We start from the raw sequence: 22,620 nt of genomic DNA, 5'->3' as shown, positions 1-22,620 counted from the left end.
GGAGTTTTCCGTTTCGACTGCGCCGGAAGTGGGGCGAATTATAGGCCTCCAGAATCTGCCGTCAACCCCTAATTTCACTTTAGGCTGGAAAGGCCTGTTTTTTGCCTTCTATATAGTCGCAGAGCACTACGCACCCACGCCCCAAAAGACATCACGAAAGGATCCCCATGGAAGCGTCACTGGAAACCGTCGCCCTTTTCTCCCTCAAACCGGCTATGAGGAAGAAGGCCTGAGCCCGATCCTGCGCGATGATCTGGTCATGGGTGATTACCAGCGGGACATGTTCGAACGGTTGGTGCGCCGGGAAGACGTCCAGACCTGGCCCACTACATAGATGAAGGAAGTGGCGCCACGCTTCTATTTTGATATCTTGCCGTCCACCTTCAGCGCTCATCATCGGGAACGCGCTGATCTCAGCCTATCGAAGGTTTAAGGAAAGGATCGAATGGATTTTTTGTGTTTTCTGGCATTTGTCGCGGCCTGGGGGTTCATGTGGCGCTGGGTGGTGAAAAACCGCGGCAGCTGGAACCTGTTTCTCGGAAACCTCATTGGCGCGGTCGGCGGTTTCATTGTTGGCGTCGTGGTGCTATCCATCTTCCTGTCGTTGTTCCCGTCCGCAAACAAGTCAAAAGACAAGCCTGCGCCCGAGATTGCTAAAGAGGCCGCCGCGACGAAACCTGGTCTGATGCCAGAGCAGGAGTCGGCCGCAACGCAAGCACCAATCGCTCCGGTTCCGGTTCCGGCACCAGCACCGGTTTCCGACAACCTTGCAAGCTATGTCGCCAGCGAACCGCAGAATGAACCTTCACCACCCGAGTCCGCGCTAATGCCCTACTACAGTAAGCGCATGGCAACATCGGTTTCTGAAAAGAAGATCGAAGACACCGCAGGCAAGAACTTCGTCACTCTGCGCCAGATGATGGGCAAGGATCCGAACGCTGACAAATCGGTACTGGCATCGGTCATGTGCACGCCTTTCATTCAGAGCGCCATGCGTTTTCCAATGGCGGCGGTCATTACCCCGCAAGAGAAAACCAGCAGCAAGCGGTTCAAGGATCAGACTTACACCATCAGTAATACTGTCACCGCCCGCAACATGCTCGGCGATGATGTCCGTTACCGGTTCGATTGTTCGATACAACAACTGCCGGCCAATGACTCGGGTTATGCCGAGTGGCGCCTGCTGGATCTGAAGCTGCAAAAGGCTGGCTCTTAAGCCTCGCTTAAGAGTTGAAGGCGCAGGCTGCGCTATCATCGCCAGCCTGTGCGCCTTGAGCTTTCCCCTCTGATGTCTCGATCCTCTGCTGACCTTTCCCCGCTGCCTCCTGTATTGGCCGGCCCGCTGTTGCGGCGGCTGGAACCGACACGACTTGTATTGTGGCTGGTGGGTACTCGCCAACTGACGCTGACCCTACGCCTGCAAGGTGTGGGAGACATTCCTCTCGACGCAACGAAATGCACGGTCATCCCTGTAGGCACTCGGGCGTTTGTCCATCTGATCGACGTCGTCCTCGACAGCGCCCTGCCCTGTGAAGAACGCATCGACTATGACTTGCTGATTGACGGCGAAACACAGATCGCCGATTGGGCGCCCCATCTCCTGTACCAGACAGACCCGCGCCCGAACTTCGTCCTGCGTTCTCGGATAGATCAACTGTTGCACGGCTCCTGCCGCAAGCCCCATCACCCGGCAGCGGACGGCTTGCTGTGCGTCGATCGATTACTCGCCGCCGAAACCGACCCGCTACAGCGCCCGGCCCTGCTGATGATGAGTGGCGACCAGATCTACGCCGATGACGTCGCCGGCCCGATGCTGCGGGCGATTCACGCCCTGATCGAACGGCTTGGCCTCTTCGGCGAGCACCTCGAAGGTGCGGTGGTCAGCAACAGCTCCAAACTTTATGAGCACCCGGCCAGTTACTACCACCGTGCGGATTTGTTACCCGCGCTCGAAAGCAACGAGACATTGCGCGAACGTTTTTTCGGCGGTGCGCGTAAGCCGATTTTCACCAGCAGTAGTGCCGACAATCATCTGGTGACGTTTGCCGAAGTCATGGCCATGTACTTGTTGGTGTGGTCACCAACGCCATGGACATTGATCGACCCGCAAGCGCCAGCGCTGGCACCCGAACGTCGCCAGCGCTATACCCTGGAGCAGACCCGGATCGATGCCTTCAAGGCAGGTCTTGGCAACGTTGCCCGAGCCTTGGCGCACTTGCCGAGCCTGATGATCTTCGATGACCACGACATTACCGATGACTGGAACCTTTCCGCGCAGTGGGAAGAAACGGCCTACGGCCATCCGTTCTCCAAACGCATCATCGGCAATGCACTGATCGCCTATATGTTGTGCCAGGGCTGGGGCAACAACCCGGATGCATTCAGCGAGATGCTGGAGAAAACCCGACGCCTGAGCGACAGCGGTGATGACCACTATCTCGATGCGCCAGTGCAAGACGATCTGATCGATGAGCTGCTGCGTTTTCAGCACTGGCACTTTGTACTGCCGACCAGTCCGGCCCTGGTTGTACTCGACACCCGCACCCGACGCTGGCGCAGCGAAATGGCGCTCAAGCAACCTTCCGGTCTGCTCGACTGGGAAGCCTTGAGCGAACTGCAACAGGAACTGCTCGATCATCCGTCGGCAATCATCGTCTCACCGGCACCGATCTTTGGTGTAAAGCTGATCGAAACGGTACAAAGGGTATTCAGCTGGTGCGGTTATCCACTGCTGGTGGACGCGGAAAACTGGATGGCCCATCGCGGCGCCGCCCAGGTGATCCTGAATATTTTCCGACACACGCGTACACCGGGCAATTACGTGGTGCTGTCAGGGGATGTGCATTATTCCTTCGTCTACGAAGTGCTTATCCGACACCGCAAGGCCGGCCCGCGAATCTGGCAGATCACCAGCAGCGGTATCAAGAACGAGTTCCCGAAAACCTTGCTGGAATGGTTCGACCGTCTGAACCGCTGGCTCTACTCACCCCGCTCGCCGCTGAACTGGCTGACCAAACGCCGACGCATGCGTATTGTGCCGTACGTTCCCGAGCATGCCGAAGCAGGTGAACGTCTGTGGAACTCGGCGGGGATTGGTCAGGTGTTTTTCAATGAACAAGGGCAGCCACAAGACATCATTCAGCACAACTCGAATGGCGCGCCAAAGACCCGAATGCTCGCACCTGATCTGACGGATTATCCTGATTAGGATTGCGACAATTTCCGACAGGAGATTGCCCGGATGAAAACCGTGGCTGCCGAAAATGATCGGCAGCCACTTCAGACGCAATCAAGAGGGTCACTTTGCCTCAAGTATCCGTCCCATCCCCCTGACAATCATCCCCACCTCCCGCTCATCAATCGTCAACGGTGGCAGCAACCGTATGGTTTTGCCCCGGGTGATGTTGATCAGCAGTCCATGATCCCGCGCAGCAATCAGTGTCAGGTCGCGAATCGGCTGTTTCAGTTCGATGCCGACCATCAACCCTTGCCCACGAATTGCCAGCACATTCGGATTGCCCACCAGTTCCGCGTGCAAGCGACTGAGCAGGCGCTCACCTTGAATCCGCGCATTTTCCAGCAGGCCTTGTTCCTCGATGATCTCGAGCACGGTGCAGCCAACCCGGCAGGCCAGCGGATTACCGCCAAACGTGCTGCCGTGGCTGCCAGGGGTAAACAGCTCCGCTGCCCTGCCCCGGGCCAGGCAGGCACCAATCGGCACACCGTTACCCAAGCCCTTGGCGAGTGTCATGACGTCGGGAACGATGCCCTCGTGCTGGAACGCAAACCAGCGCCCGGTCCGGCCGATGCCGGTCTGGATTTCGTCGAGCATCAGCAGCCAGGCGTGGCGGTTGCAGAGTTCGCGCAGGGCTTTCAGGTAACCCGGCGGCGCCATTTGCACGCCGCTTTCGCCCTGGATCGGCTCGACCAGAATCGCCACGATCCGCTCGCCATGTTGCTGCTGCACCTGCTCCAATGCTTCAAGATCACCAAACGGCACTTTGACGAAATCACCTGGTAGATCGTTGAAACCCAGACGTACCGCCGGGCCATCGCTGGCCGACAAGGTGCCCAAGGTACGGCCATGAAACGCATTGGCCATGACCACCACCAGTGGCTGCTCGATCCCCTTGCGCCAGCCGTGCAGCCGCGCCAGTTTCAGCGCGGTTTCATTGGCCTCGGCGCCAGAGTTGTTGAAGAACGCCCGCTCCATTCCCGACAGCTGCGTCAATTTCAGCGCCAACTGCTGCTGCCAGTCGATGCTGTAGAGGTTGGATGTGTGCAGCAGTAATCCAGCCTGTTCGCTGATCGCCGAAACGATCCGCGGGTGCGAATGGCCGACATTGGTCACCGCCACTCCCGCGACGGCATCGAGGTACTCGCGACCGGCCTGATCCCACAGACGGGTGCCCAGACCTTTGGTGAAACTCAGGGCCAGCGGTTGGTACGTGTTCATCAGGGCGGCGGTCATGACTTCAAACTCCAGTGAAGGTCGGTGTGTTTGCAGTATGGTTAGCCACCAGAGCTGGATAAACTCGGGAAAACTTCAATCATTTAGAAGCAGGGTTTGATAATGGATCTGTTCCAGTCGATGAGCGTCTACGTCAAAGTCGTGGAAGCCGGCAGCATGACCAAGGCCGCCCTGCAGTGCGAAATGTCCACGACCATGGTCGGCAATCACCTTCGCGCACTGGAACAGCGACTCGGTGTGCAACTGTTGCAACGCACCACCCGGCGTCAGCGGCTGACCGAATTCGGCACGGTCTACTACCAGCGTTGCCTGGAAGTATTGGGGCTCGTGACAGACTCCGAACGTCTCGCCGAACAAACCATGGATGAACCGCGCGGCCTCCTGCGCATCACCGCGCCGCTGACTTTTGGCGTCGAACGACTGGCCCCGGCGCTCAGCGAGTTTTCCCTGCAATACCCGCAGGTAAAAATGGATGTGGTCTTGACCAACCGCCGACCTGACCTGATGGAGAGTGGTCTTGATGTTGCGTTCCGACTGGGGCATTTCGAGCAGTCGAATCTGATCGCCCGGCCATTAATCGACTACACGCTGACCGTCTGCGCCTCTCCGGAATACGTAGCCCGGCGCGGCATGCCACTGACGCCCGAAGACCTGCAACAGCACGATTGCCTGTCGTTCGCCTACCCCGCCGGTGATGACTGGCAATCGGTGGAAAAACGCTGGAGATTGAGTGGTCCGGACGGCGAAATCATGATCGACGTCAGCGGGCCGATGCTGATGAACACCTCCGCCGGTTTGCATCAGGCGGCCCGTACCGGCATGGGCATCGTGATGTTGCCGGATGCACTGGTGGAACAGGATCTGCGCGACGGCAAACTCGTCACGGTGATTCCCGACTACCAACCGCCGAGCCGCCCATTGCACCTGCTTTATGCTCAGGATCGCTATCGACTGCCAAAGCTTCGGCGCTTCGTTGAGTTTGCGATGCAGACGTGGGGGAAAAGCTGACTACGCTTGGCATCGGTTCAATAACAATCACTTGGTCATCAAGGACACGATCACCCAATGAAAAACGATCTGACGGTACGCGATCTACTACCCGCCGAAACGGAATCGGTGCGGTTGTTTCTCGGGCAGCACGGCTGGGCGCATCGAGTCGGATCCGCGGAGCATTTTGCGCAGTTGATTCAAAACTCGCAGCGGACGGCCGTCGCGCTATCGGGCGAACAGATTATTGGCTTTGCCCGCGGCATCACCGACGGTTTGTCCAATGGCTACCTGTCGATGGTGGTCGTTGATGTGCAGCACCAACGCAAAGGCGTGGGCCGGGCACTGGTCGAGCATGTGATGGGCGACAACCCCGACATCACCTGGGTACTGCGTGCGGGGCGCGAGGGAGCCGAAGCATTTTTTACCCGCCTGGGGTTTGAAACCTCAGTGATTGCGATGGAACGCCCGCGATTGAAATAACGGGTACTGAATGCGACCTCGGCTATTATCCACCTTCTTCTTTTTCAGCATGGATGCTGCGCGATGCTCACGATTCTGCAAAACACCCCGATACGGGCCTACGTATTTTTTCTGATTGTGATTTATTTCGGGATCAAGGCGTTTTCTCCCCGCCGTGAAAGCCGTCTCTCGATGCTCATAACACCACCCGCATTTTTGGCGTGGTCGTTGTACTCCCTGAACTTGACGATCGACCCGGTCCTGTTTTTTAGCAGTTGGTTCGGCGCGCTGTTGCTGGGCGGTCTCTCGGCCTGGCTGGTTTTCTCCCGTAAGGGCGTGGTACTCGACGACTCCGCGACGGGGCTGATCATGCCGGGCACCGTGAAAATCCTGATCATGTTCCTGATGTTTTTTTTCGCAAACTATTACTTCGGGTATCAGGATGCCGTAAATCCGGAGCTTGCCGCGTCCCCCGACATGCTGCTGCTCAAGTCCACGGTGTCGGGTTTCATGTGCGGCCTGATCAGTACCCGCTCGCTGAAGCTCTACTGGGCACTGCGAGCCCTTGTTGCCCGACAGTCGCCCGTGACCGCACATTAACCATTGGATAACCGGTGATCACGATCCGCTTTTCACCAGCACCGGTTTCTCCTGATAACGCTGAGCAAACAACTGCTTCAATTGCGCCACTTTCGGCATGTCGTTGATCACGATGTACGGATAGCTCGGGTGTTCGGTGAGGAAGTCCTGGTGATAGTCCTCTGCCGGGTAGAAGCCGTTGTAGGTTTCCAGTTTGGTCACGATGGGTTTGCTGTAGGCATGCGCCGCATCAAGCTGGGCGATATAGGCCTGTGCAACGCGTTGCTGATCGGCATTGACCGGGAACAGCGCCGAGCGATATTGGGTGCCGCTGTCCGGCCCCTGGCGGTTGAGTTCTGTCGGGTTGTGGGCCACCGAGAAGTAGATCTGCAACAGGCTGCCATAACTGACCTGAGTGGGATCGAAAGTGACTTGCACCGACTCGGCATGCCCTGTGTCCCCTTCGCTGACCCGTTCATATTCCGCCGTATTGGCAGCACCGCCGGCATAGCCGGAAACGGCTTTCTGCACACCTTTGACATGCTGGAAAACACCCTGCACGCCCCAGAAGCAGCCACCGGCAAACACCGCGGTTTCGCTGTGTGCCTGGGTGTTTTCGTCGAGTGCCGGCGGCGGAATGACCACGCCCTCCTCGGCCCCGAAGGAAAACGCCGAGCACTGCGCGACAACCCCAGCCGTCGCGACGCCCAGCAGCAGACGACGCCAGATAGTTTGAGCTTTCATGTTCTGTACTCCTGATCAGCCGAAGGTAAAGGCGTAGGCCGACACGCCCGGATCGAGAAACTCGATGCTGAAGGTGCGGTCCTTCACGTCAGCGGTTTGCCGTACCAATTGATACAAGCGTTGTTCGGTCACGCGACCGCTGCCGTCAGGCGCCACGTCGACACCGTGGGAATCGCCCGGCGCCTGACCATCGATCATCACTTTGAAGCGCACCGGTTTACCGTCCGCCCCAGGGCCCAGCACCAGGTGCAGGTCGCGGGCATGGAAGCGATAAACGATACGACTGGCCGGCGCACTGGCGGTGGCACGCTCAGCACCGACCGCCCATTGGCCGCCGAGGCTCCAGTCGTTCAGGGCAAGATTTGCAGGTGTCTTGTAGGCTGCGACCTTGTCAGGCACCAGGCTGGTTTCCGGTACGAAATGTTCTGCGCGCTGGTAGCCGACGTAGGTTTCCGGTGACAGCACCTGATTCATGTCCGGCGCCAGTTGTACGCCTTTAGCGTCTGCGTTGATCAGGCCATCAGCCACGGTTTTTGCACCGGCCTCACGCAGCAGTTGCTGGATGACTCTTTCCGACTCTGCGTAGTCTCCTTCGCCAAAATGGTGGTAACGGATGCGCCCCTGAGCGTCGGCAAAGTAATGCGCCGGCCAGTATTCATTGTTGAAAGCGCGCCAGATCTTGTAGTCGTTATCGATGGCTACCGGGTAGTTGATGCCCAGTTCCTTCATGGCTTTGGTGACGTTGCCTACATCACGCTCAAAGGCGAATTCCGGCGCATGCACACCAATCACCACCAGCCCCTGATCGCGATATTTCTCGGCCCAGGCTTTGACGTAAGGCAGGGTGCGCAGGCAGTTGATGCAGGAGTAAGTCCAGAAATCCACCAGCACCACTTTGCCCTTGAGTGCCTGGGCATCCAGCGGCGCGGAGTTGAGCCACTGCACTGCGCCATCAAGCGCCGGCAACTGACCTTCGACCGGCAGCGAGCCTGGTGCCTTGGCGGCCATTTTCATCGCGCCGCCGGCTGCCATCATGCTGCCGTTCGCCGCGTCATCCGCTGCGGGAATCTGCGCCATCATCGTGCCGTTGCCCTGAGGGGATTTGCCCGAAAGCTTGCCGACCAATGCCTGCTCCAGCCCTCCGGTGGAGGCGGTCGAGAACCGCGCCAGAATCCCGGTATCGAGGCCCAGCGCAATGGCGGCCACACCGGCCAGCATCGCGGCCCCGAGCCCGCGCCGGATCCACTCGCCAGTCCCGATCGAACGCTTCATCACCGCGAAGACTTTACCGCCGAGCAACAGCGCCGCAGCGAGCGAAGTCGCGGCGCCCGCCGCATAGGCGAGCAACAATAGCGTGGTGGCGATGCTTGCCCCTTGCAGCGCGGCACCGGTCAGAATCAGCCCGAGGATTGGCCCCGCGCACGGTGCCCACAGCAGCCCCGTGGCGACGCCGATCAGAAACGAAGCGCCGGGACGCGGACGATTGTCCTGACCGGCGGCCTGCGACAATCGACTGCCGGCGGACACCAGCGGCCGGGTCAGACGCTCGGCCAGACGCGGCAACAGCAGCGTCAGCCCGAACAGTGCAACGAACAGCAACGCGAGCCAGCGACCGTACTGATTGACTTGCACCACCCAACCGCCGCCCACCGCCGCCAACGAGGCGACGAGCGCGAAGGTCAGCGCCATCCCCGCCAACAGCGGCAAGCCACTTTTGATAAACGGCTGCCCGGTGCGAGCGAAGACAAAAGGCAGAACCGGCAGGATGCACGGACTGACGATCGTCAGCACACCACCGAGATAAGCGAGAACCAAGAGCCACATAGTGTCGTCCTGTTGTAAGTGAAGATCGCCGGCGAGCCACGACTCAGGCCGCCACGGGTTTGAAGGTCATGGCCAGACCGTTCATGCAGTAACGCAGACCGGTGGGTTTGGGCCCGTCGTCGAACACATGACCGAGGTGACCGCCGCAACGCCGGCAGTGAACTTCCTCCCGCGTCATCCCGAACGAGCGGTCCTGGCGTATGGCCACAGCATGTTCCAGCGGTGCCCAGAAACTCGGCCAACCGGTGCGACTGTCGAATTTGGTCTCGGACGAGAACAGCGCCAGATCGCACCCGGCACAGGCAAACGTGCCGGTCCGGTGTTCGTTGTTCAGCGGGCTGCTGTAAGCGCGCTCCGTGCCCTCTTTGCGCAGCACTTCGAATTGCTCATCAGTGAGCAACCCATGCCATTCACTGTCGCTGTGGGTCACTTCAAACGCTTCGTCGGCCAACGCCTCGCCGACCAACGCAGAGCCGGTGGATAACTTTGGCAATACACCGGCCAGAAGGGCTGTAAGCCCCAGCCCGCCGCCGGTTGCCAGAATCTGTCGCCGTGAAAACATGGCCGTCTCCCAAAATTCCAGATGCCTGTCGTGGAACACAGCCTAGGCTTGGGTTGATCGCCAAATCCTCACGGGAAGTTAAACAATTCGTGATAACTCGCCCGGAGGAAAACCCGCACAATGCGTTCATCGCGCCGAAGGATTGAGCTTCATGGAACAGACCAAACGCGTCCTGGTGGTCGAGGACGACCTGCACATCGCCGACCTCATTTGCCTGCACCTGCGGGACGAGCAATTCGAGGTGGTACACAGCGCCGACGGCGACGAAGGCATGCGCCTGCTGCAGCAAGGTCACTGGGATGCGCTGATCCTCGACCTCATGCTGCCGGGGGTAGATGGTTTGGAGATTTGCCGTCGCGCACGGGCCATGGCGCGCTACACGCCGATCATCATCACCAGCGCCCGCTCCAGCGAACTGCACCGCATTCTCGGCCTTGAACTGGGTGCCGATGATTACCTCGCCAAACCGTTTTCGATGCTTGAACTGGTGGCTCGGGTCAAAGCGCTGCTGCGCCGCGTGGACGCCATGGCCCGCAATCTGAAGATGGACGCCGGCAGCCTGAGCCTCGATGGCTTGACCATCGACCCGATCACCCGTGACGTGGCCCTCAACGGCCAGCGCCTGGACCTCACTCCCCGGGAATTCGACCTGCTGTATTTCTTCGCACGTCAGCCGGGCAAGGTGTTCTCGCGCATGGATCTGCTCAACGCGGTGTGGGGCTACAGCCACGAAGGCTACGAACACACGGTCAACACCCACATCAATCGCCTGCGGGCGAAAATCGAGGCCGATCCTGCGCAACCGGTGCGCATCCTCACGGTGTGGGGTCGCGGCTATAAATTCGGCACGAGCGCAGAGCAACCATGAAACTGACCCTGACGCAGCGCCTGTCCCTGGTATTTGCCGTACTGCTGCTGGCGTGCTGCGGCACGTCGGCGTGGTTGCAGGTGCGCTCCAGTCAGATGCATGAGCTGGAGGTGGTGCAGGGTCTGTCCCGGGATCTGGCGCAACACATCGCCCACGACACGGTGCTGATGGACAGCAACGGACTGATGCCCGGTGCGGTGCGCGAATTGTTCAGCCAGTTGATGCTGGTCAACCCGAGTGTCGAGGTGTACCTGCTCGACACCGAAGGCCGGATCGTCGGCAACGCGGCACCGGAAGGACGCCTGCGTCGGCAGACTGTCGACCTCGCGCCGATTCGACGACTGCTCAACGATCAACCGTTGCCGATCCTCGGCGACGACCCGCGCAGTGTCGATGGTCGCAAGGTCTTCAGCGCGGCGCCATTGCAGGTCAACGGCAAAGCGGCCGGTTACCTTTACGTGGTCCTGCTCAGCGAAGCGCACGACCGATTCGCCGAGCGCGGCGCCACCAGCGCGGCGCTCAACACGGCGCTGTTGTCCATAGGGCTCGTTGCATTCCTGTGCCTGATTGCCGGTTTGACCGCGTTTAATCTGATCACTCGACCGTTACGACGATTGACCGAAACCGTGGGTCAATTCGACATCGACGGCGCACCGCAATCACTGCCCGTCGCGCCGACACCTGTGGACAAGTCCGCGGACCCGGATGAAATCGCCGTGCTCGACGCGGCGTTCCGGCAAATGCAAAACCGCCTCGGTGAACAATGGCGCTCACTGACCCGCCAGGATCAGGAGCGTCGGGAACTGGTGGCGAACATTTCCCATGACCTGCGCACACCGTTGGCCTCGCTGCATGGTTACCTTGAAACGCTGTCACTCAAGGACGCGACCCTGTCCCCGGAAGAACGCCGTCGCTATCTGGGCATTGCCCTGGATCAGAGCCGCAAGGTTGGCGGACTCGCGCAATCGTTGCTGGAGCTGGTGCGCCTGGAACATGGATTCGTGCAGCCTGTGCTGGAGAAATTTTCCCTGACCGATCTGGTGCAGGACATCTTCCAGAAATTCGAACTGGGCGCCGAAGCCCGAAATGTTGCACTCAAGGCCAGCTTCAACACCAACCTGCCGACCGTCTGCGCTGACCTCGGGCTGATCGAACGGGTACTGACCAACCTGGTCGATAACGCCTTGCGTCATACGCCGTCGGGTGGCGAAATCGAACTCGGTCTGAAACCCCAAGGCGCGCTGGTTGAAATCACCGTCAGCGATACCGGCCCCGGCATCGCCGCCGAGTTGCGCGAGGGTTTGTTCCTGCGACCGTTCAATATCGGTGGTGCGCGACGCGATGGCGGCCTGGGCTTGCGAATCGTGCACCGGATCCTGCAACTGCACGGGCGCGAGATTCAGTTGCTCGATGTCGCAGGACGGGGCGCAACCTTTCGCTTCTCGCTACCGGTGGATCAACAGAACGCCGAACAGTGGATCGTGCGTTCGATGAACCTGAATACGCCGGGTAAATAATCAACTCCACCGGGCCGTTGCTCCGTGACAACAACGTCCCGCTCCCCTAAATTAGTCGGCCTGAAAAAGCCCCCCGAGCTTTCTCGTCTCATCTCAAGTTAAAAAAGTAGTGAAATTTCAATGTCCGATTTCAACACCGCTGAATCCGTAGTCACCCTGTCGTCCAAAGCGGAATACGAAAACTCCATCAATCTTTCACAACACATCCCACAGGCGAAGATCATCAGCGAGATGGTGCTGGACGCGTTCCAGTCGAGCCGCGAAAGCGACCAGATCCGCGAGCTGCGCGCTGCAATCCGCCAGGCCCACGACCGCTTCGATGACGACCAGGCCTACGAGCTGATGGGTGAACTCAAGCGTCTGAAAGATGCCGAAGCCGCCGACATTGCAGCGCTTGAAGACCTGAGCAGCAAATTCCCGATCAGCCGCATCCTGTCCAGCTTCAAGGACGACCCGGCGTTCCAGGAAATCGTCTACGGCCTGGCCCTGAAGGTACTGAACCAGACGCATCAGGCGATCAGCAATCCGAGCGGCGGCAAGAGCAAAGCCGCGCGCGCCAAGAAAGACGTCGAAGTGTTCAGCATCAGCAAGGACGGCATCAGCGTGACCCTGCCAATGCGCACGCCGCGTTCGCGCCTGAGCGTGGATCGTGAAGCGCTGGAATTCCTCGGTTTCACCTTCGTCGGTGAAGGCGAAGAAGCCGAGCTCGAAGGCGAGACCTTCGTCGACAACGCCGGCGCTGAGCACGCGATCAACCGCAAGAACATCATCACCGCCCTGCAACAGCAGACCGCGTTCGACGGTTACAGCATCGCCGCCCAATAAGCGCAGCGCTGACGAAAAAAGCCCCGCTCTGAATTTCAGGCGGGGCTTTTTGTTGTGCGGCTTTCAGCGATTACGCCGAAGGATGCACCGCTGCGATCATGTCGACTTCGATGGCGGCGTTTTTCGGCAACTGATAGACGCCGACAGTTGTACGCGTATGGCGGCCAGCATCACCCAACACATAACTGAAAACGTCGGATGCACCGTTGGCCACTTCGCTCAGGTCGACGAAGTCCGGGGTCGACTTCACATAGACCGTGACCCGCAACAACGCCCTGACCTTGTCCAGCGAACCGACTGCATCGACGATGAACGCCAGGCAACGCATGGCACTGATGCTCGCTGCGGCCTGCGCATCCTTGAGCGTCAGCTCCAGCCCGACCCGCCCCGGATACTGAATCTTGCCCTCGGTGCGCGGCACCATGCCACTGATGTACAGCTCATCGTGATGACGGACCAGCGGCGCGTAATTGCCACCCACCGTGTTCTCGCCATTGATGTCGTAGTTCAGCTCTTTTGCCAGGGCAATGAAGCGTTCGTCGCAGGTCATCCTCTCAGTCATTTCGCCCAGCCTCTTGATCGATGCATGAAGAATTGCAGATTACGACAGTCGAGCGCCGAGCAGCACGTGGCGCTATAACTGACAGGGTTGGATCCAAATCTAGGGCTTTTACCGACACACCGCAACCTGTGGTTGCTTGTACGAAAAAGCCCCGCACGACATTGAACGTGCGGGGCCTTATATAGACGTGGAAACGACTTTAAACAGCGCTCAGTCGCTCGACCATGTCAGGGAATTTTTCCACCAAACGGATCAGCAAGGCAGCCTGAGCGTTGGGCTTTGATTTCTCCTGCTCCCAGTTTCTAAGGGTGCTTGGACTTGTTCTGATTCTTCTGGCAAAAACTGCCTGTGACATGTGCAGCTTTTCCCGTAGCGCTACGATTTCCTGAGCAGCGACTTCGGGGGCTGGTTTGTCCTCAAGTGTCGTATTACGTAGCGTGATTTTTCCTTCGCGTTGAGCCGCCATCTCATCAACGCCCTGCATCAATTCTGCAAACAGGTCGCGTTTTTTCATGGGGTACCTCGTGTTTTCAACTCTTTCTCTATGGCTCCTTTGAGCGCCCTCTCTTGATCGGCGGTCAAATTCTCAAGCTCATCTTTGTCATAAATCGCAAACATCCAAAACTGGCCATCATTCATAAGCCAATAATAGATAACTCGCAAGCCGCCTCGCCTGCCTTTACCACGACGAGCATCCGCCCAACGCAGTTTTCGGAAGCCACCGGTTCGTGGCATGACATCGCCTGCATGCGGATTGCTCTGCATGTAGGTCTGTAGCTCACGATATTCGTCGTCCGTGAGGTAATGACCCAGGTTTGCGGTGAACAGTGTGGTTTCAAAGAATATTGTTCTCATTCAAAAACTATAAGCAAATTGCTTATAGCTGGACAATAAACACCTTTCGTTGCGGATAAACAATCCTCAACAAAAAACCCCGCTCATCTCTCGATGAACGGGGTTTCTCGTACAGCGTTCGAACCTTACGGCGCGTACGTCAGCAACAGCTCGGTCGGCACCTTGAAGTCCAGGGACATCATGACGCTCAACGCGGTGATGGTGAAGATCGAGAACACAAACAGCTTGCGTGCCCAGACCGTGTCATCCACCGCCTTGTAGCCGGTCCAGGCCATGTACAACCAGTACATGCCCATGGCCGCGGCGACGGCGAGGTAGCTCATGCCGGCGTAGCCGCTGAAGGTCAGCATCAAGGTCGCCACGAGGAAGGCCAGGATGTAGAGCAGGATGTGCTTCTTGGCCACCTGGATTCCGCGCTTCACTGGCAGCACCGGAATCGATGCGGCCAGGTAATCGTTGAAGCGGAAGATCGCGATGGCATAGGAATGCGGCATCTGCCACAGGCTGAACATCACCAGCAGGGTCAGCGCGGCCATGTCGAAGCTGTTGGTCACGGCCACGTAACCGATCACCGGCGGCATGGCGCCCGACAGACTGCCCACCAGCGTGCCGTGAACCGACTTGCGCTTGAGGTACAGGCTGTAGAAGCCGACGTAGATGATGAAGCCGATCACGGCGAACAATGCAGCCAACGGGTTGGCCACCTTGTACAGCAACGCAACGCCGGCGACACCCAGGATGGTCGCATAGACCAGGGCCAGTTTCAGGGAGATCAAGCCCTGGACCAGCACCCGGTTCTTGGTGCGTTCCATCTTCAGGTCGATGTCACGGTCGATGCAGTTGTTGAACACGCAACCGGAGGCCACGACCAGGGAAGTGCCGATCATGGCGGCCAGGAACACCGCCAGATCTACATGCCCTTTCGAGGCCAGGAAGAACCCGCCTGCCACAGAAAGCACGTTACCGAAAATGATCCCCGGTTTGGTGATTTGGATAAAGTGCTTGAGCGACATCGGGTCTACCTCACTTCGCCATCATGAACGTGTGGATGCTGAACATGATCCACAGCGACAGGCCGACCAGCAGCAGGATCACGATAGCCGTGAAGACGAACGCGATCACGTTGTTACGCTGAGCCACGGAGCGGTCCAGGTGCAGGAAGTAATACAGGTGAACGATCACCTGGATCACTGCGAACAGCAGGACGATTGCCAGCGTGGTGGACTTCGGCAAGGTCGGGAACATCACCAGGCCGAACGGGATGACGGTCAGGATCACCGACAGGATGAAGCCGATGGCGTACGACTTTACGCTGCCGTGGCCAGCATCATGGCTGTCATGGGAGTGTGCATTAGCCATTACAGGGTCCCCATCAGGTAAACAACGGTGAATACGCAGATCCACACCACGTCCAGGAAGTGCCAGAACAGGCTCAGGCAGCTCAGACGGGTCTTGTTGGTCGCCGTCAGGCCGTGCTTGTTGACCTGGTACATCATGATGCCCATCCAGATCAGACCCGCGGATACGTGCAGACCGTGGGTACCGACCAGGGTGAAGAACGCCGACAGGAAGCCCGAACGGCTAGGACCGAAGCCCTCGGAGATCAGCAGGTGGAACTCGTTGATCTCCATGGCGATGAAGCCTGCGCCGAGCAGGAAGGTCATGAACAACCAGCCCAGAACCTGCTGCTTTTTACCCTTGTACAACGCCAGCATGGCGAAGCCGTAGGTGATCGAACTGAACAACAGCAGAGCGGTTTCGCCCAGCACGTATGGCAGTTCGAAGATGTCGTGGCCCGACGGGCCACCGGCGACGTTGTTTACCAGTACCGCGTACACCGCGAAGATCGACGCAAACAGAATGCAGTCGGTCATCAGGTAGAGCCAGAAACCGTATACGGTCATCTCGCCCGAGTCGTGGTGATGGTCATCGTGCCCATGGTCATGACCATGAGCGTGTCCAGCATTGGTCACTAAGTTCGACATTGTTTAAGCCTGTTCCAACTTGGTTTCAACACGGGTTGCGGAAGCAGGGATCTTCCCGGCCGCTACCAGACGCTTGTGCTGCTCGGCTTCGATGCGCTCGATCGTTTCAACCGGAACCATGTAGCCCTGGTCGTCACGTGCAGCGTGGATCACGAAGTAGATGACAGTGCCGGCCAGGCTGGCGATCGCCAACCACCAGATGTGCCAGATCATCGCGAAACCGAACACGGTCAGCAGTGCGCCCATCACCACGCCAGTGGCGGTGTTGTTCGGCATGTGGATCGGTTCGTACTTGGCTGGAGCCTGGTACGCGGTACCGTTTTCCTTGGCCTCGGTGAACGGATCGATGCAGTCTGCTTTTGGCAGTACAGCGAAGTTGTAGAACGGAGGTGGCGACGAGGTCGACCATTCCAGGGTATGGGCATTCCACGGGTCACCGTGTTCGCACATGTTTTCTGGCTTGTTGCGGTCACGCACCGATACGTACAGCTGGATCAGCTGGCAGGCGATACCGACAGCGATCATCACCGCACCGAACATGGCAACGTACAGGTACGGTACCCACTCAGGGTTGGTGGTGGCGTTCAGACGACGGGTCATGCCCATGAAGCCCAGAGCGTAGAGCGGCATGAACGCGACGAAGAAGCCCGAGATCCAGAACCAGAACGCTGCTTTACCCCAGCCTTCGTGCAGCTTGAAGCCGAACGCTTTCGGGAAGTAGAAGCCGAAGCCTGCGATGTAGCCGAATACCGCGCCGCCAATGATCACGTTGTGGAAGTGAGCGATCACGAACAGGCTGTTGTGCAGAACGAAGTCAGCACCCGGGATGGCCAGCAGTACGCCGGTCATGCCGCCGATGGCGAAGGTCACCATGAAGCCCAGAGTCCACAGAACCTGGCTGGTGAAGCGCAGACGGCCCTGGTAGATGGTGAACAGCCAGTTGAACAGTTTCACACCCGTCGGGATGGAAATCAGCATCGTCGCCAGACCGAAGAAGGCGTTGACGCTGGCACCCGAACCCATGGTGAAGAAGTGGTGCAGCCAAACCATGAAGCCCAGTACCGAGATCGCGCCCGAAGCGTAGATCATCGAGTGGTGGCCGAACAGTTTCTTGCCGGTGAAGGCCGAGATGACTTCCGAGAAAATGCCGAAGGCCGGCAGGATCAGGATGTATACCTCAGGGTGGCCCCATGCCCAGAACAGGTTGACGTACATCATTGGATTGCCACCAAGTTCATTGGTGAAAATGTGGAAATCCATGTAACGGTCAAGGGTCAGCAGTGCCAGGGTAGCGGTCAGGATCGGGAACGAAGCCACGATCAGAACGTTGGCCCAGGTGCAGGTCCAGGTGAAGATCGGCATGTCCATCAGTTTCATGCCAGGAGTACGCATTTTCAGCACGGTAGCGAGGAAGTTAACCCCCGTTAGCGTTGTACCCAGACCGGATAGCTGTAGCGCCCAGATGTAGTAGTCCATGCCCACGCCAGGGCTGTATTGCAGACCCGACAGCGGTGGATAGGCAACCCAGCCGGTCTTGGCGAATTCGCCGACGCCCAGGGACAGGTTGATCAGCACAACGCCGGACACCAGCAGCCAGAAGCTCAGGGAGTTCAGGAACGGGAAGGCAACGTCACGCGCGCCGATCTGCAGCGGCACTGCAAGGTTCATCAGGCCGGTGAAGAATGGCATCGCCATGAAGATGATCATGATCACACCGTGAGCGGTGAAGATCTGGTCATAGTGTTCAGGTGGCAGGTAGCCAGGCGAACCCTCGGTGGCCATGGCCAGCTGGGTACGCATCATGATGGCGTCGGCAAAGCCACGCAGCAGCATGACCATGGCAACGATGATGTACATCACGCCGATTTTCTTGTGGTCGACCGACGTCAGCCACTCGGTCCACAGGTAAGTCCACTTCTTGAAGTAGGTGATTGCAGCGAACAACGCCAGACCACCGAGCGCGATCATCGAGATGGTGACCATCACGATCGGCTCGTGGAAAGGGATCGCTTCCCAACTTAATTTACCAAACATCGTTTACTCCTCTGCCCCGGCAGCTGAATGCGAATTCGAGTCCATATCCGTTGCCGCCACTTCTTTCTCTTTCTTCTCGTGCTTCAGCGGCTTGCCCGGTTTCATGCCTTCGTACTTGTCGACGATGGTCTGGAACAGGTTCGGCGTGACCGAGGAGTAGAGCTCGACTGGATTGTTCTGGCTTGGCTTGGCAAGGGCTGCGTATTCAGCTGGTTCAAGCTGTTTAGGTGCCTTTTTGACTTCACTTACCCAGGCGTCGAAATCTTCCTGAGAAGTTGCGATCGCTTTGAATTTCATACCGGTGAAACCAGCGCCGCTGTAGTTGGCGGAGATACCGTCCATTTCAGCGTTGCGGTCAGCGATCAGGTGCAGCTTGGTGGTCATGCCCGCCATCGCGTAGATCTGGCCGCCCAGGCCCGGGATGAAGAACGAGTTCATCACGGCGTCGGAAGTGATCCGGAAGTTGACCGGGGTGTGCGCCGGGAACACGATCTTGTTGACCGTGGCGATGCCTTGTTCCGGGTAGATGAACAGCCACTTCCAGTCCAGCGCGACCACTTCGATGGTCACAGGCTTGACGTCGGATTCGATCGGACGATACGGGTCCAGCTCGTGGGTCGACTTATAGGTGATGTAACCCAGAGCGATGATGATCAGGACCGGAATGGTCCAGACCGCCACTTCGATCTTGGTCGAGTGCGACCATTTCGGGGTGTAGACGGCGTTCTGGTTGGAGGCGCGGTACTTCCAGGCGAACAGGAAGGTCATGATGATGACCGGCACAACGACCAACAGCATCAGCAGCGTGGCGGTGATGATCAGGTTGCGCTGTTCCAGGCCGACCTGGCCCGTTGGATTGAGCAAGGTCATGTTGCAGCCTCCCAGCAACAACGTGCCGAGCAGCGGCACTAGGCCTAGTAATCTGGGGTACCTGTTTTTACTCATCTCACGACCTCTAAAGCAGCTTGCGCAATGCAGTTGGGTTTTGATCGCCAACACTTCACCCTGCCAAGGGTTGGCATTTTCTTTGGATTGAATAAGGGCCGCCCGTCGCGCGTCAGACGCTCGACAAATCCTGGGACAGCGGTCAGTTCTTATTCGAATTCGTGGTCAAAGGCCTTGTTACAGACCAATTCCATTTGGTGCGGAAAGTTGGAAGGCACCGACACCTGGGTGTCTCGCAAGCCTTTCGGCCGCTCGACACCCGACTTCCTGCTCAGTTCCTTATAAAGGCTGAACAGTGCCGGGAATTCAGTGCGGGCGATTGTAGATAGGTAGCGCCCTATACACCATGTCTTATCCCGAAATAATTTTTATCCGTTCGAGCAACAATCCATCACCATTTTTGCAAAAGTTCCGCATGTTATCGAAATCGATTCTCAACAAAAACACCAAAAAATGTAGGTCTATCGGCCTCAGTTCAGACAGCTCCGAAAGCTTTTTCTGACGTCGCGATCCGCGCAAAGCCCGATACCCCAAGGCTTTTGGCCATGTGCCAGCGTCTGTTAAAACTGCCTGATCCGGCACACGCGTGCAAAAACAGACAAACGCTGAAACAGACCAATCCTTTTTTGTAACAGCGCACCAATCCGTGCCTGTGAAACGCACTGCGACACAGCGCGTGTGACAACATGTCGCACACCTGTCGCACCGTCCCTTGCCGTTCGTCACGGTGTTTTCACAAAGACCCTGAAATGCAAAACGCCCCGATTTGCAGAACCGCAAATCGGGGCGTTTGTTTTATCGGCGCCGGGGCCGAAAAGTTGATTCAGCGCAGTGCTTTTCGGTTACGCGAAGTCAGCAGCGGCACCAGGATCACCACCAGCACGAAGGCCACCAGCGCCCATTGCGCCAGCGACAGACCGAGGATCGGCGGGTACGGCGTCGAGCAGAAACCGTCTACCTGAAAGCCCAGCGGGAAGATCTTCGCCAGCGGCAAATCATCGACGATCGGCTGCAGTACATCGATGCCGCAGCTCACTGCCGGGTAGAACTGGGTGTACACGTGATGCCCTGCGACACCGGCCCCGGCAATCGCGCAGATCACCACCAGCACTTCGAACACGGTGATGCTGCGGCGGGTGCGCATGGCCGCGCCGATGAACGCGAACAGCGCGATCAACAGCAGGGCATAGCGCTGCAGGATGCACAGCGGGCATGGCGCCTCGCCCAGCACGATCTGCATGTACAGCGCGCCGCCGATCAGCGCCAGGCAGATGATGCCCAGCAGCACCAGAAAGCGCCGCTCACGTCCCAATCGAATCGTTTCCTCGCTCATCGCGTTTCCCTTTCATGTCCATGGTTCAGCTGGCCGGCGGCTGCGCTTGCAGTTGCGCCATCAGGCTGATGTTGTCTTCGATATGCCAATTGGCCGCGATGCGACCGTTGTCGATCTGATAGATATCGGTTGCCCGGAAGTCTACACGCTGCCCCTGCCCTTTGAGAGCCTTGAACGTACCGGTGAAATGCCCGCGAAAGTGCAGATGCACCACCACGCGATCACCGGCGACGATCATTTGTTCGATCTCGCAGCTCAAGTCCGGTACCGCCGTGCGAAAGAACTTCGACGCCAGCAGCGGTCCCGTCGGCCCTTGCACCCGGCCTTCCGGCGGGGTCTTGTCGACAAACTGCGGCGACAGGGCTGCAGTGGCCAACGCCTCTTCGCCAGTGTTCCAGAAACTGCCATAACGCCGCGCCGCCAGCTCCATTGCATCACGCTGGGCCTTGGGCAGGCTCTGATCGACGATCAGGGTCTGCGGCTGGATCAACGCGGATTCGGCAAAAGCAAACGGACTGGACAGCAAGGCAACCGACAGGCCCAAAGTGGCCAGGCTGAAACGGCGGGAGGAAGCGAAGTGCGACATGGGGGCGATCCTGATCATGTAAACGAACGAGCGCCTATCATCAGCATCGGGGAATAAACGATAAACCGGTTAAGAAACGATTAACCTTTAAACACTTTTTAAGAATCAGAACGGTTCGAAAAAAAGCGACCCGAGGATCTCGGGTCGCTCATCAGGCTTATTCCAGAGCCGCCGCCGGCCCGAAGAACTCGTAACGGCTCTGTTTCTCCGGCACACCCAGCGCCTTCAGGTGACGCTTGATCGCCCCCATGAAGCCTTTCGGTCCAAGGAAATAGGCGTCCACGTCACGCTGCACCGGCAGCCACTCACCCAGTTGTTCCTGGCTCAGCAGGCCGACCTTGTCCGCCGCCGGGCTCACGCCGTCATCTTCGGCGTAGCAATAGAAACGCTTGAGCTGCGGATGACGCTCGGCCAGACCATCGATCCAGTCACGGAACGCATGCACGCTGCCGTTGCGCGCGCAATGAATGAAATGCACCGGACGCTCGGTTTCCAGCGCCGCTTCCAGCATGGCCAGCGTCGGGGTGATACCGACGCCGCCGCTGATCAACACCAGAGGTTTGTCGCTGGCCGTCAGAGTGAACTCGCCCGATGGCGGGAACAGTTGGATGCTCGCACCGACATGCAGTTGATCGTGCAGGTGATTGGACGCACGACCGCCCGGTTCACGCTTGACGCTGATGCGGTACTGACCCTTGTTGGCCAGGGCGGACAGCGAGTAATTGCGGCGGATTTCTTCGCCGTCGAGCACCAGCTTCATGCCGATGTACTGCCCCGGCTCGGCCGCGAGGATCGGGCCTTTGTCCGCTGGTTCGAAGTAGAAGGAGATGATTTCCGCGCTCTCCTCGACCTTGGCCACGACGATGAACTCCCGCGCCCCGCGCCAGCCGCCGACGGCTTGTTCTTTCTGGTCATAAATGGCGGTTTCGGCACCGATCAGAATGTCGGCCAACTGGCCATAAGCAGCACCCCAGGCACTCATCACTTCCGGCGTGGCGATTTCTTCGCCGAGCACTTCGGAGATGGCGCGCAGCAGGCAGGTGCCGACGATCGGGTAGTGTTCCGGTAGAATCTGCAACGCCACGTGCTTGTTGATGATCTTGGCCACCAGATCGCCCAACTGGTCAAGCTGATCGATATGGCGGGCGTACATCAACACGCCATTCGCCAATGCACGAGGCTGGTCACCGCTGGCCTGGTGAGCCTGGTTGAACAACGGGCGGACTTCCGGGTACTCGGAGAGCATCATGCGGTAGAAATGGGTGATCAGCGCTTCACCGCCGCTTTCCAGCAGAGGCACAGTGGATTTGACGATGGCACGATCCTGGACGCTAAGCATAAGGGTGACTCCTGAGCTTTCTCTAAAAGTGCCTTAACCGTTTCAGTTATCGTGCCAACTAAATTATCCATACAAATCAATAACTTGAAATTTATGTAGTCAGATCGACACAAGCACCTCTATAGTCGCTTCGACTACAACG

23 protein-coding genes and 1 pseudogene are annotated in these 22,620 nt (G+C 58.3%); 9 read left to right on the top strand and 15 right to left on the bottom strand.

Annotated elements, in window-relative coordinates; all coding sequences use genetic code 11:
• From AC1RMX_RS26905 to AC1RMX_RS26895, 3 genes and pseudogenes are all read left to right on the top strand, one after another.
• A pseudogene (locus tag AC1RMX_RS26905) lies at window positions 1-334 on the top strand (hypothetical protein); the annotation flags it as partial.
• A gap of 111 nt (window positions 335-445) precedes the next feature.
• Window positions 446-1,216: a hypothetical protein gene (locus AC1RMX_RS26900; RefSeq protein WP_096822795.1), complete on the top strand. Its 771-nt coding sequence runs from the start codon at window positions 446-448 to the stop codon at window positions 1,214-1,216.
• Window positions 1,217-1,288: 72 nt separating this feature from the next.
• A complete protein-coding gene (locus AC1RMX_RS26895) occupies window positions 1,289-3,208 on the top strand; it encodes an alkaline phosphatase D family protein (protein WP_493073535.1) in 1,920 nt (639 codons plus the stop codon).
• Window positions 3,209-3,298: 90 nt separating this feature from the next.
• Here the strand turns inward: AC1RMX_RS26895 and AC1RMX_RS26890 are convergent, their stop codons facing one another.
• Window positions 3,299-4,471, bottom strand: coding sequence for an aspartate aminotransferase family protein (locus AC1RMX_RS26890; protein WP_102622689.1), 1,173 nt, complete (start codon window positions 4,469-4,471; stop codon window positions 3,299-3,301).
• Between the two features lie 102 nt (window positions 4,472-4,573).
• Here AC1RMX_RS26890 and AC1RMX_RS26885 point away from each other — a divergent pair, with 102 nt between their 5' ends.
• The 3 genes from AC1RMX_RS26885 to AC1RMX_RS26875 all read left to right on the top strand — a co-directional run bounded on the left by AC1RMX_RS26885 (window position 4,574) and on the right by AC1RMX_RS26875 (window position 6,520).
• Window positions 4,574-5,479: a LysR family transcriptional regulator gene (locus tag AC1RMX_RS26885; protein ID WP_096822798.1), complete on the top strand. Its 906-nt coding sequence runs from the start codon at window positions 4,574-4,576 to the stop codon at window positions 5,477-5,479.
• Window positions 5,480-5,536: 57 nt separating this feature from the next.
• Window positions 5,537-5,941, top strand: a complete 405-nt coding sequence (locus tag AC1RMX_RS26880) for a GNAT family N-acetyltransferase (RefSeq protein WP_096822799.1) — start codon at window positions 5,537-5,539, stop codon at window positions 5,939-5,941.
• 63 nt (window positions 5,942-6,004) lie between these two features.
• The gene (locus tag AC1RMX_RS26875) at window positions 6,005-6,520 is read left to right on the top strand and encodes a DUF6622 family protein (protein WP_192558938.1); all 516 of its coding nucleotides are present in this window, start codon (window positions 6,005-6,007) and stop codon (window positions 6,518-6,520) included.
• Between the two features lie 18 nt (window positions 6,521-6,538).
• On the opposite strand, the gene msrA is transcribed toward AC1RMX_RS26875, so the two are convergent.
• Genes msrA through msrB form a run of 3 tightly spaced genes read right to left on the bottom strand, consistent with a single transcriptional unit; the run spans window position 6,539 to window position 9,629 of the window.
• Window positions 6,539-7,243 (bottom strand): peptide-methionine (S)-S-oxide reductase MsrA, encoded by a 705-nt coding sequence (msrA, locus tag AC1RMX_RS26870; RefSeq protein ID WP_096822801.1) that lies wholly within the window; start codon window positions 7,241-7,243, stop codon window positions 6,539-6,541.
• A gap of 15 nt (window positions 7,244-7,258) precedes the next feature.
• The gene (locus AC1RMX_RS26865; protein ID WP_493073533.1) at window positions 7,259-9,067 is read right to left on the bottom strand and encodes a cytochrome c biogenesis protein DipZ; all 1,809 of its coding nucleotides are present in this window, start codon (window positions 9,065-9,067) and stop codon (window positions 7,259-7,261) included.
• Between the two features lie 43 nt (window positions 9,068-9,110).
• Window positions 9,111-9,629 (bottom strand): peptide-methionine (R)-S-oxide reductase MsrB, encoded by a 519-nt coding sequence (gene msrB / locus AC1RMX_RS26860; RefSeq protein ID WP_096822803.1) that lies wholly within the window; start codon window positions 9,627-9,629, stop codon window positions 9,111-9,113.
• Window positions 9,630-9,780: 151 nt separating this feature from the next.
• On the opposite strand from msrB, the gene AC1RMX_RS26855 reads away from it, so the two are divergent.
• From AC1RMX_RS26855 to AC1RMX_RS26845, 3 genes are all read left to right on the top strand, one after another.
• Window positions 9,781-10,497, top strand: coding sequence for a response regulator transcription factor (locus tag AC1RMX_RS26855; protein WP_096822804.1), 717 nt, complete (start codon window positions 9,781-9,783; stop codon window positions 10,495-10,497).
• Complete coding sequence (locus AC1RMX_RS26850) at window positions 10,494-12,014, top strand: sensor histidine kinase (protein ID WP_493073532.1); 1,521 nt, start codon at window positions 10,494-10,496, stop codon at window positions 12,012-12,014. Before AC1RMX_RS26855 ends, AC1RMX_RS26850 begins: the two co-directional genes overlap by 4 nt.
• A 120-nt stretch (window positions 12,015-12,134) precedes the next feature.
• Window positions 12,135-12,839, top strand: a complete 705-nt coding sequence (locus AC1RMX_RS26845) for a hypothetical protein (protein WP_096822806.1) — start codon at window positions 12,135-12,137, stop codon at window positions 12,837-12,839.
• Window positions 12,840-12,909: 70 nt separating this feature from the next.
• Here the strand turns inward: AC1RMX_RS26845 and AC1RMX_RS26840 are convergent, their stop codons facing one another.
• From AC1RMX_RS26840 to hmpA, 11 genes are all read right to left on the bottom strand, one after another.
• A complete protein-coding gene (locus AC1RMX_RS26840) occupies window positions 12,910-13,401 on the bottom strand; it encodes a RidA family protein (RefSeq protein WP_085709372.1) in 492 nt (163 codons plus the stop codon).
• Window positions 13,402-13,600: 199 nt separating this feature from the next.
• Entirely contained in the window at window positions 13,601-13,915 is a 315-nt protein-coding gene (locus AC1RMX_RS26835; RefSeq protein ID WP_096822807.1) for a helix-turn-helix domain-containing protein, read from the bottom strand.
• Window positions 13,912-14,256: a toxin gene (locus AC1RMX_RS26830; RefSeq protein ID WP_096822808.1), complete on the bottom strand. Its 345-nt coding sequence runs from the start codon at window positions 14,254-14,256 to the stop codon at window positions 13,912-13,914. Before AC1RMX_RS26830 ends, AC1RMX_RS26835 begins: the two co-directional genes overlap by 4 nt.
• A 125-nt stretch (window positions 14,257-14,381) precedes the next feature.
• A complete protein-coding gene (cyoE, locus tag AC1RMX_RS26825; protein ID WP_249484757.1) occupies window positions 14,382-15,269 on the bottom strand; it encodes a heme o synthase in 888 nt (295 codons plus the stop codon).
• 10 nt (window positions 15,270-15,279) lie between these two features.
• Window positions 15,280-15,615, bottom strand: coding sequence for a cytochrome o ubiquinol oxidase subunit IV (gene cyoD, locus AC1RMX_RS26820; protein ID WP_065261339.1), 336 nt, complete (start codon window positions 15,613-15,615; stop codon window positions 15,280-15,282).
• Window positions 15,615-16,241 carry a cytochrome o ubiquinol oxidase subunit III gene (locus AC1RMX_RS26815; RefSeq protein ID WP_007956720.1) on the bottom strand — a complete coding sequence of 209 codons (627 nt, stop codon included), beginning with the start codon at window positions 16,239-16,241 and terminating at the stop codon, window positions 15,615-15,617. The genes cyoD and AC1RMX_RS26815 overlap by 1 nt, the downstream gene beginning before the upstream one ends.
• Before the next feature lie 3 nt (window positions 16,242-16,244).
• Window positions 16,245-18,275 carry a cytochrome o ubiquinol oxidase subunit I gene (cyoB, locus tag AC1RMX_RS26810; protein ID WP_096822810.1) on the bottom strand — a complete coding sequence of 677 codons (2,031 nt, stop codon included), beginning with the start codon at window positions 18,273-18,275 and terminating at the stop codon, window positions 16,245-16,247.
• A 3-nt stretch (window positions 18,276-18,278) separates the two neighbouring features.
• The gene (cyoA, locus tag AC1RMX_RS26805) at window positions 18,279-19,220 is read right to left on the bottom strand and encodes a ubiquinol oxidase subunit II (protein WP_096822811.1); all 942 of its coding nucleotides are present in this window, start codon (window positions 19,218-19,220) and stop codon (window positions 18,279-18,281) included.
• Between the two features lie 823 nt (window positions 19,221-20,043).
• Window positions 20,044-20,553: a disulfide bond formation protein B gene (locus AC1RMX_RS26800; protein WP_025109264.1), complete on the bottom strand. Its 510-nt coding sequence runs from the start codon at window positions 20,551-20,553 to the stop codon at window positions 20,044-20,046.
• A gap of 25 nt (window positions 20,554-20,578) precedes the next feature.
• A complete protein-coding gene (locus AC1RMX_RS26795) occupies window positions 20,579-21,139 on the bottom strand; it encodes an ester cyclase (protein ID WP_096822812.1) in 561 nt (186 codons plus the stop codon).
• 157 nt (window positions 21,140-21,296) lie between these two features.
• Complete coding sequence (hmpA, locus tag AC1RMX_RS26790) at window positions 21,297-22,478, bottom strand: NO-inducible flavohemoprotein (protein WP_493073530.1); 1,182 nt, start codon at window positions 22,476-22,478, stop codon at window positions 21,297-21,299.
• Between the last annotated feature and the right edge of the window lie 142 nt (window positions 22,479-22,620).

This window comes from Pseudomonas sp. GW822-FHT03F04 (assembly GCF_058801405.1).
This window is presented reverse-complemented; position numbering and strand designations above follow the sequence as displayed.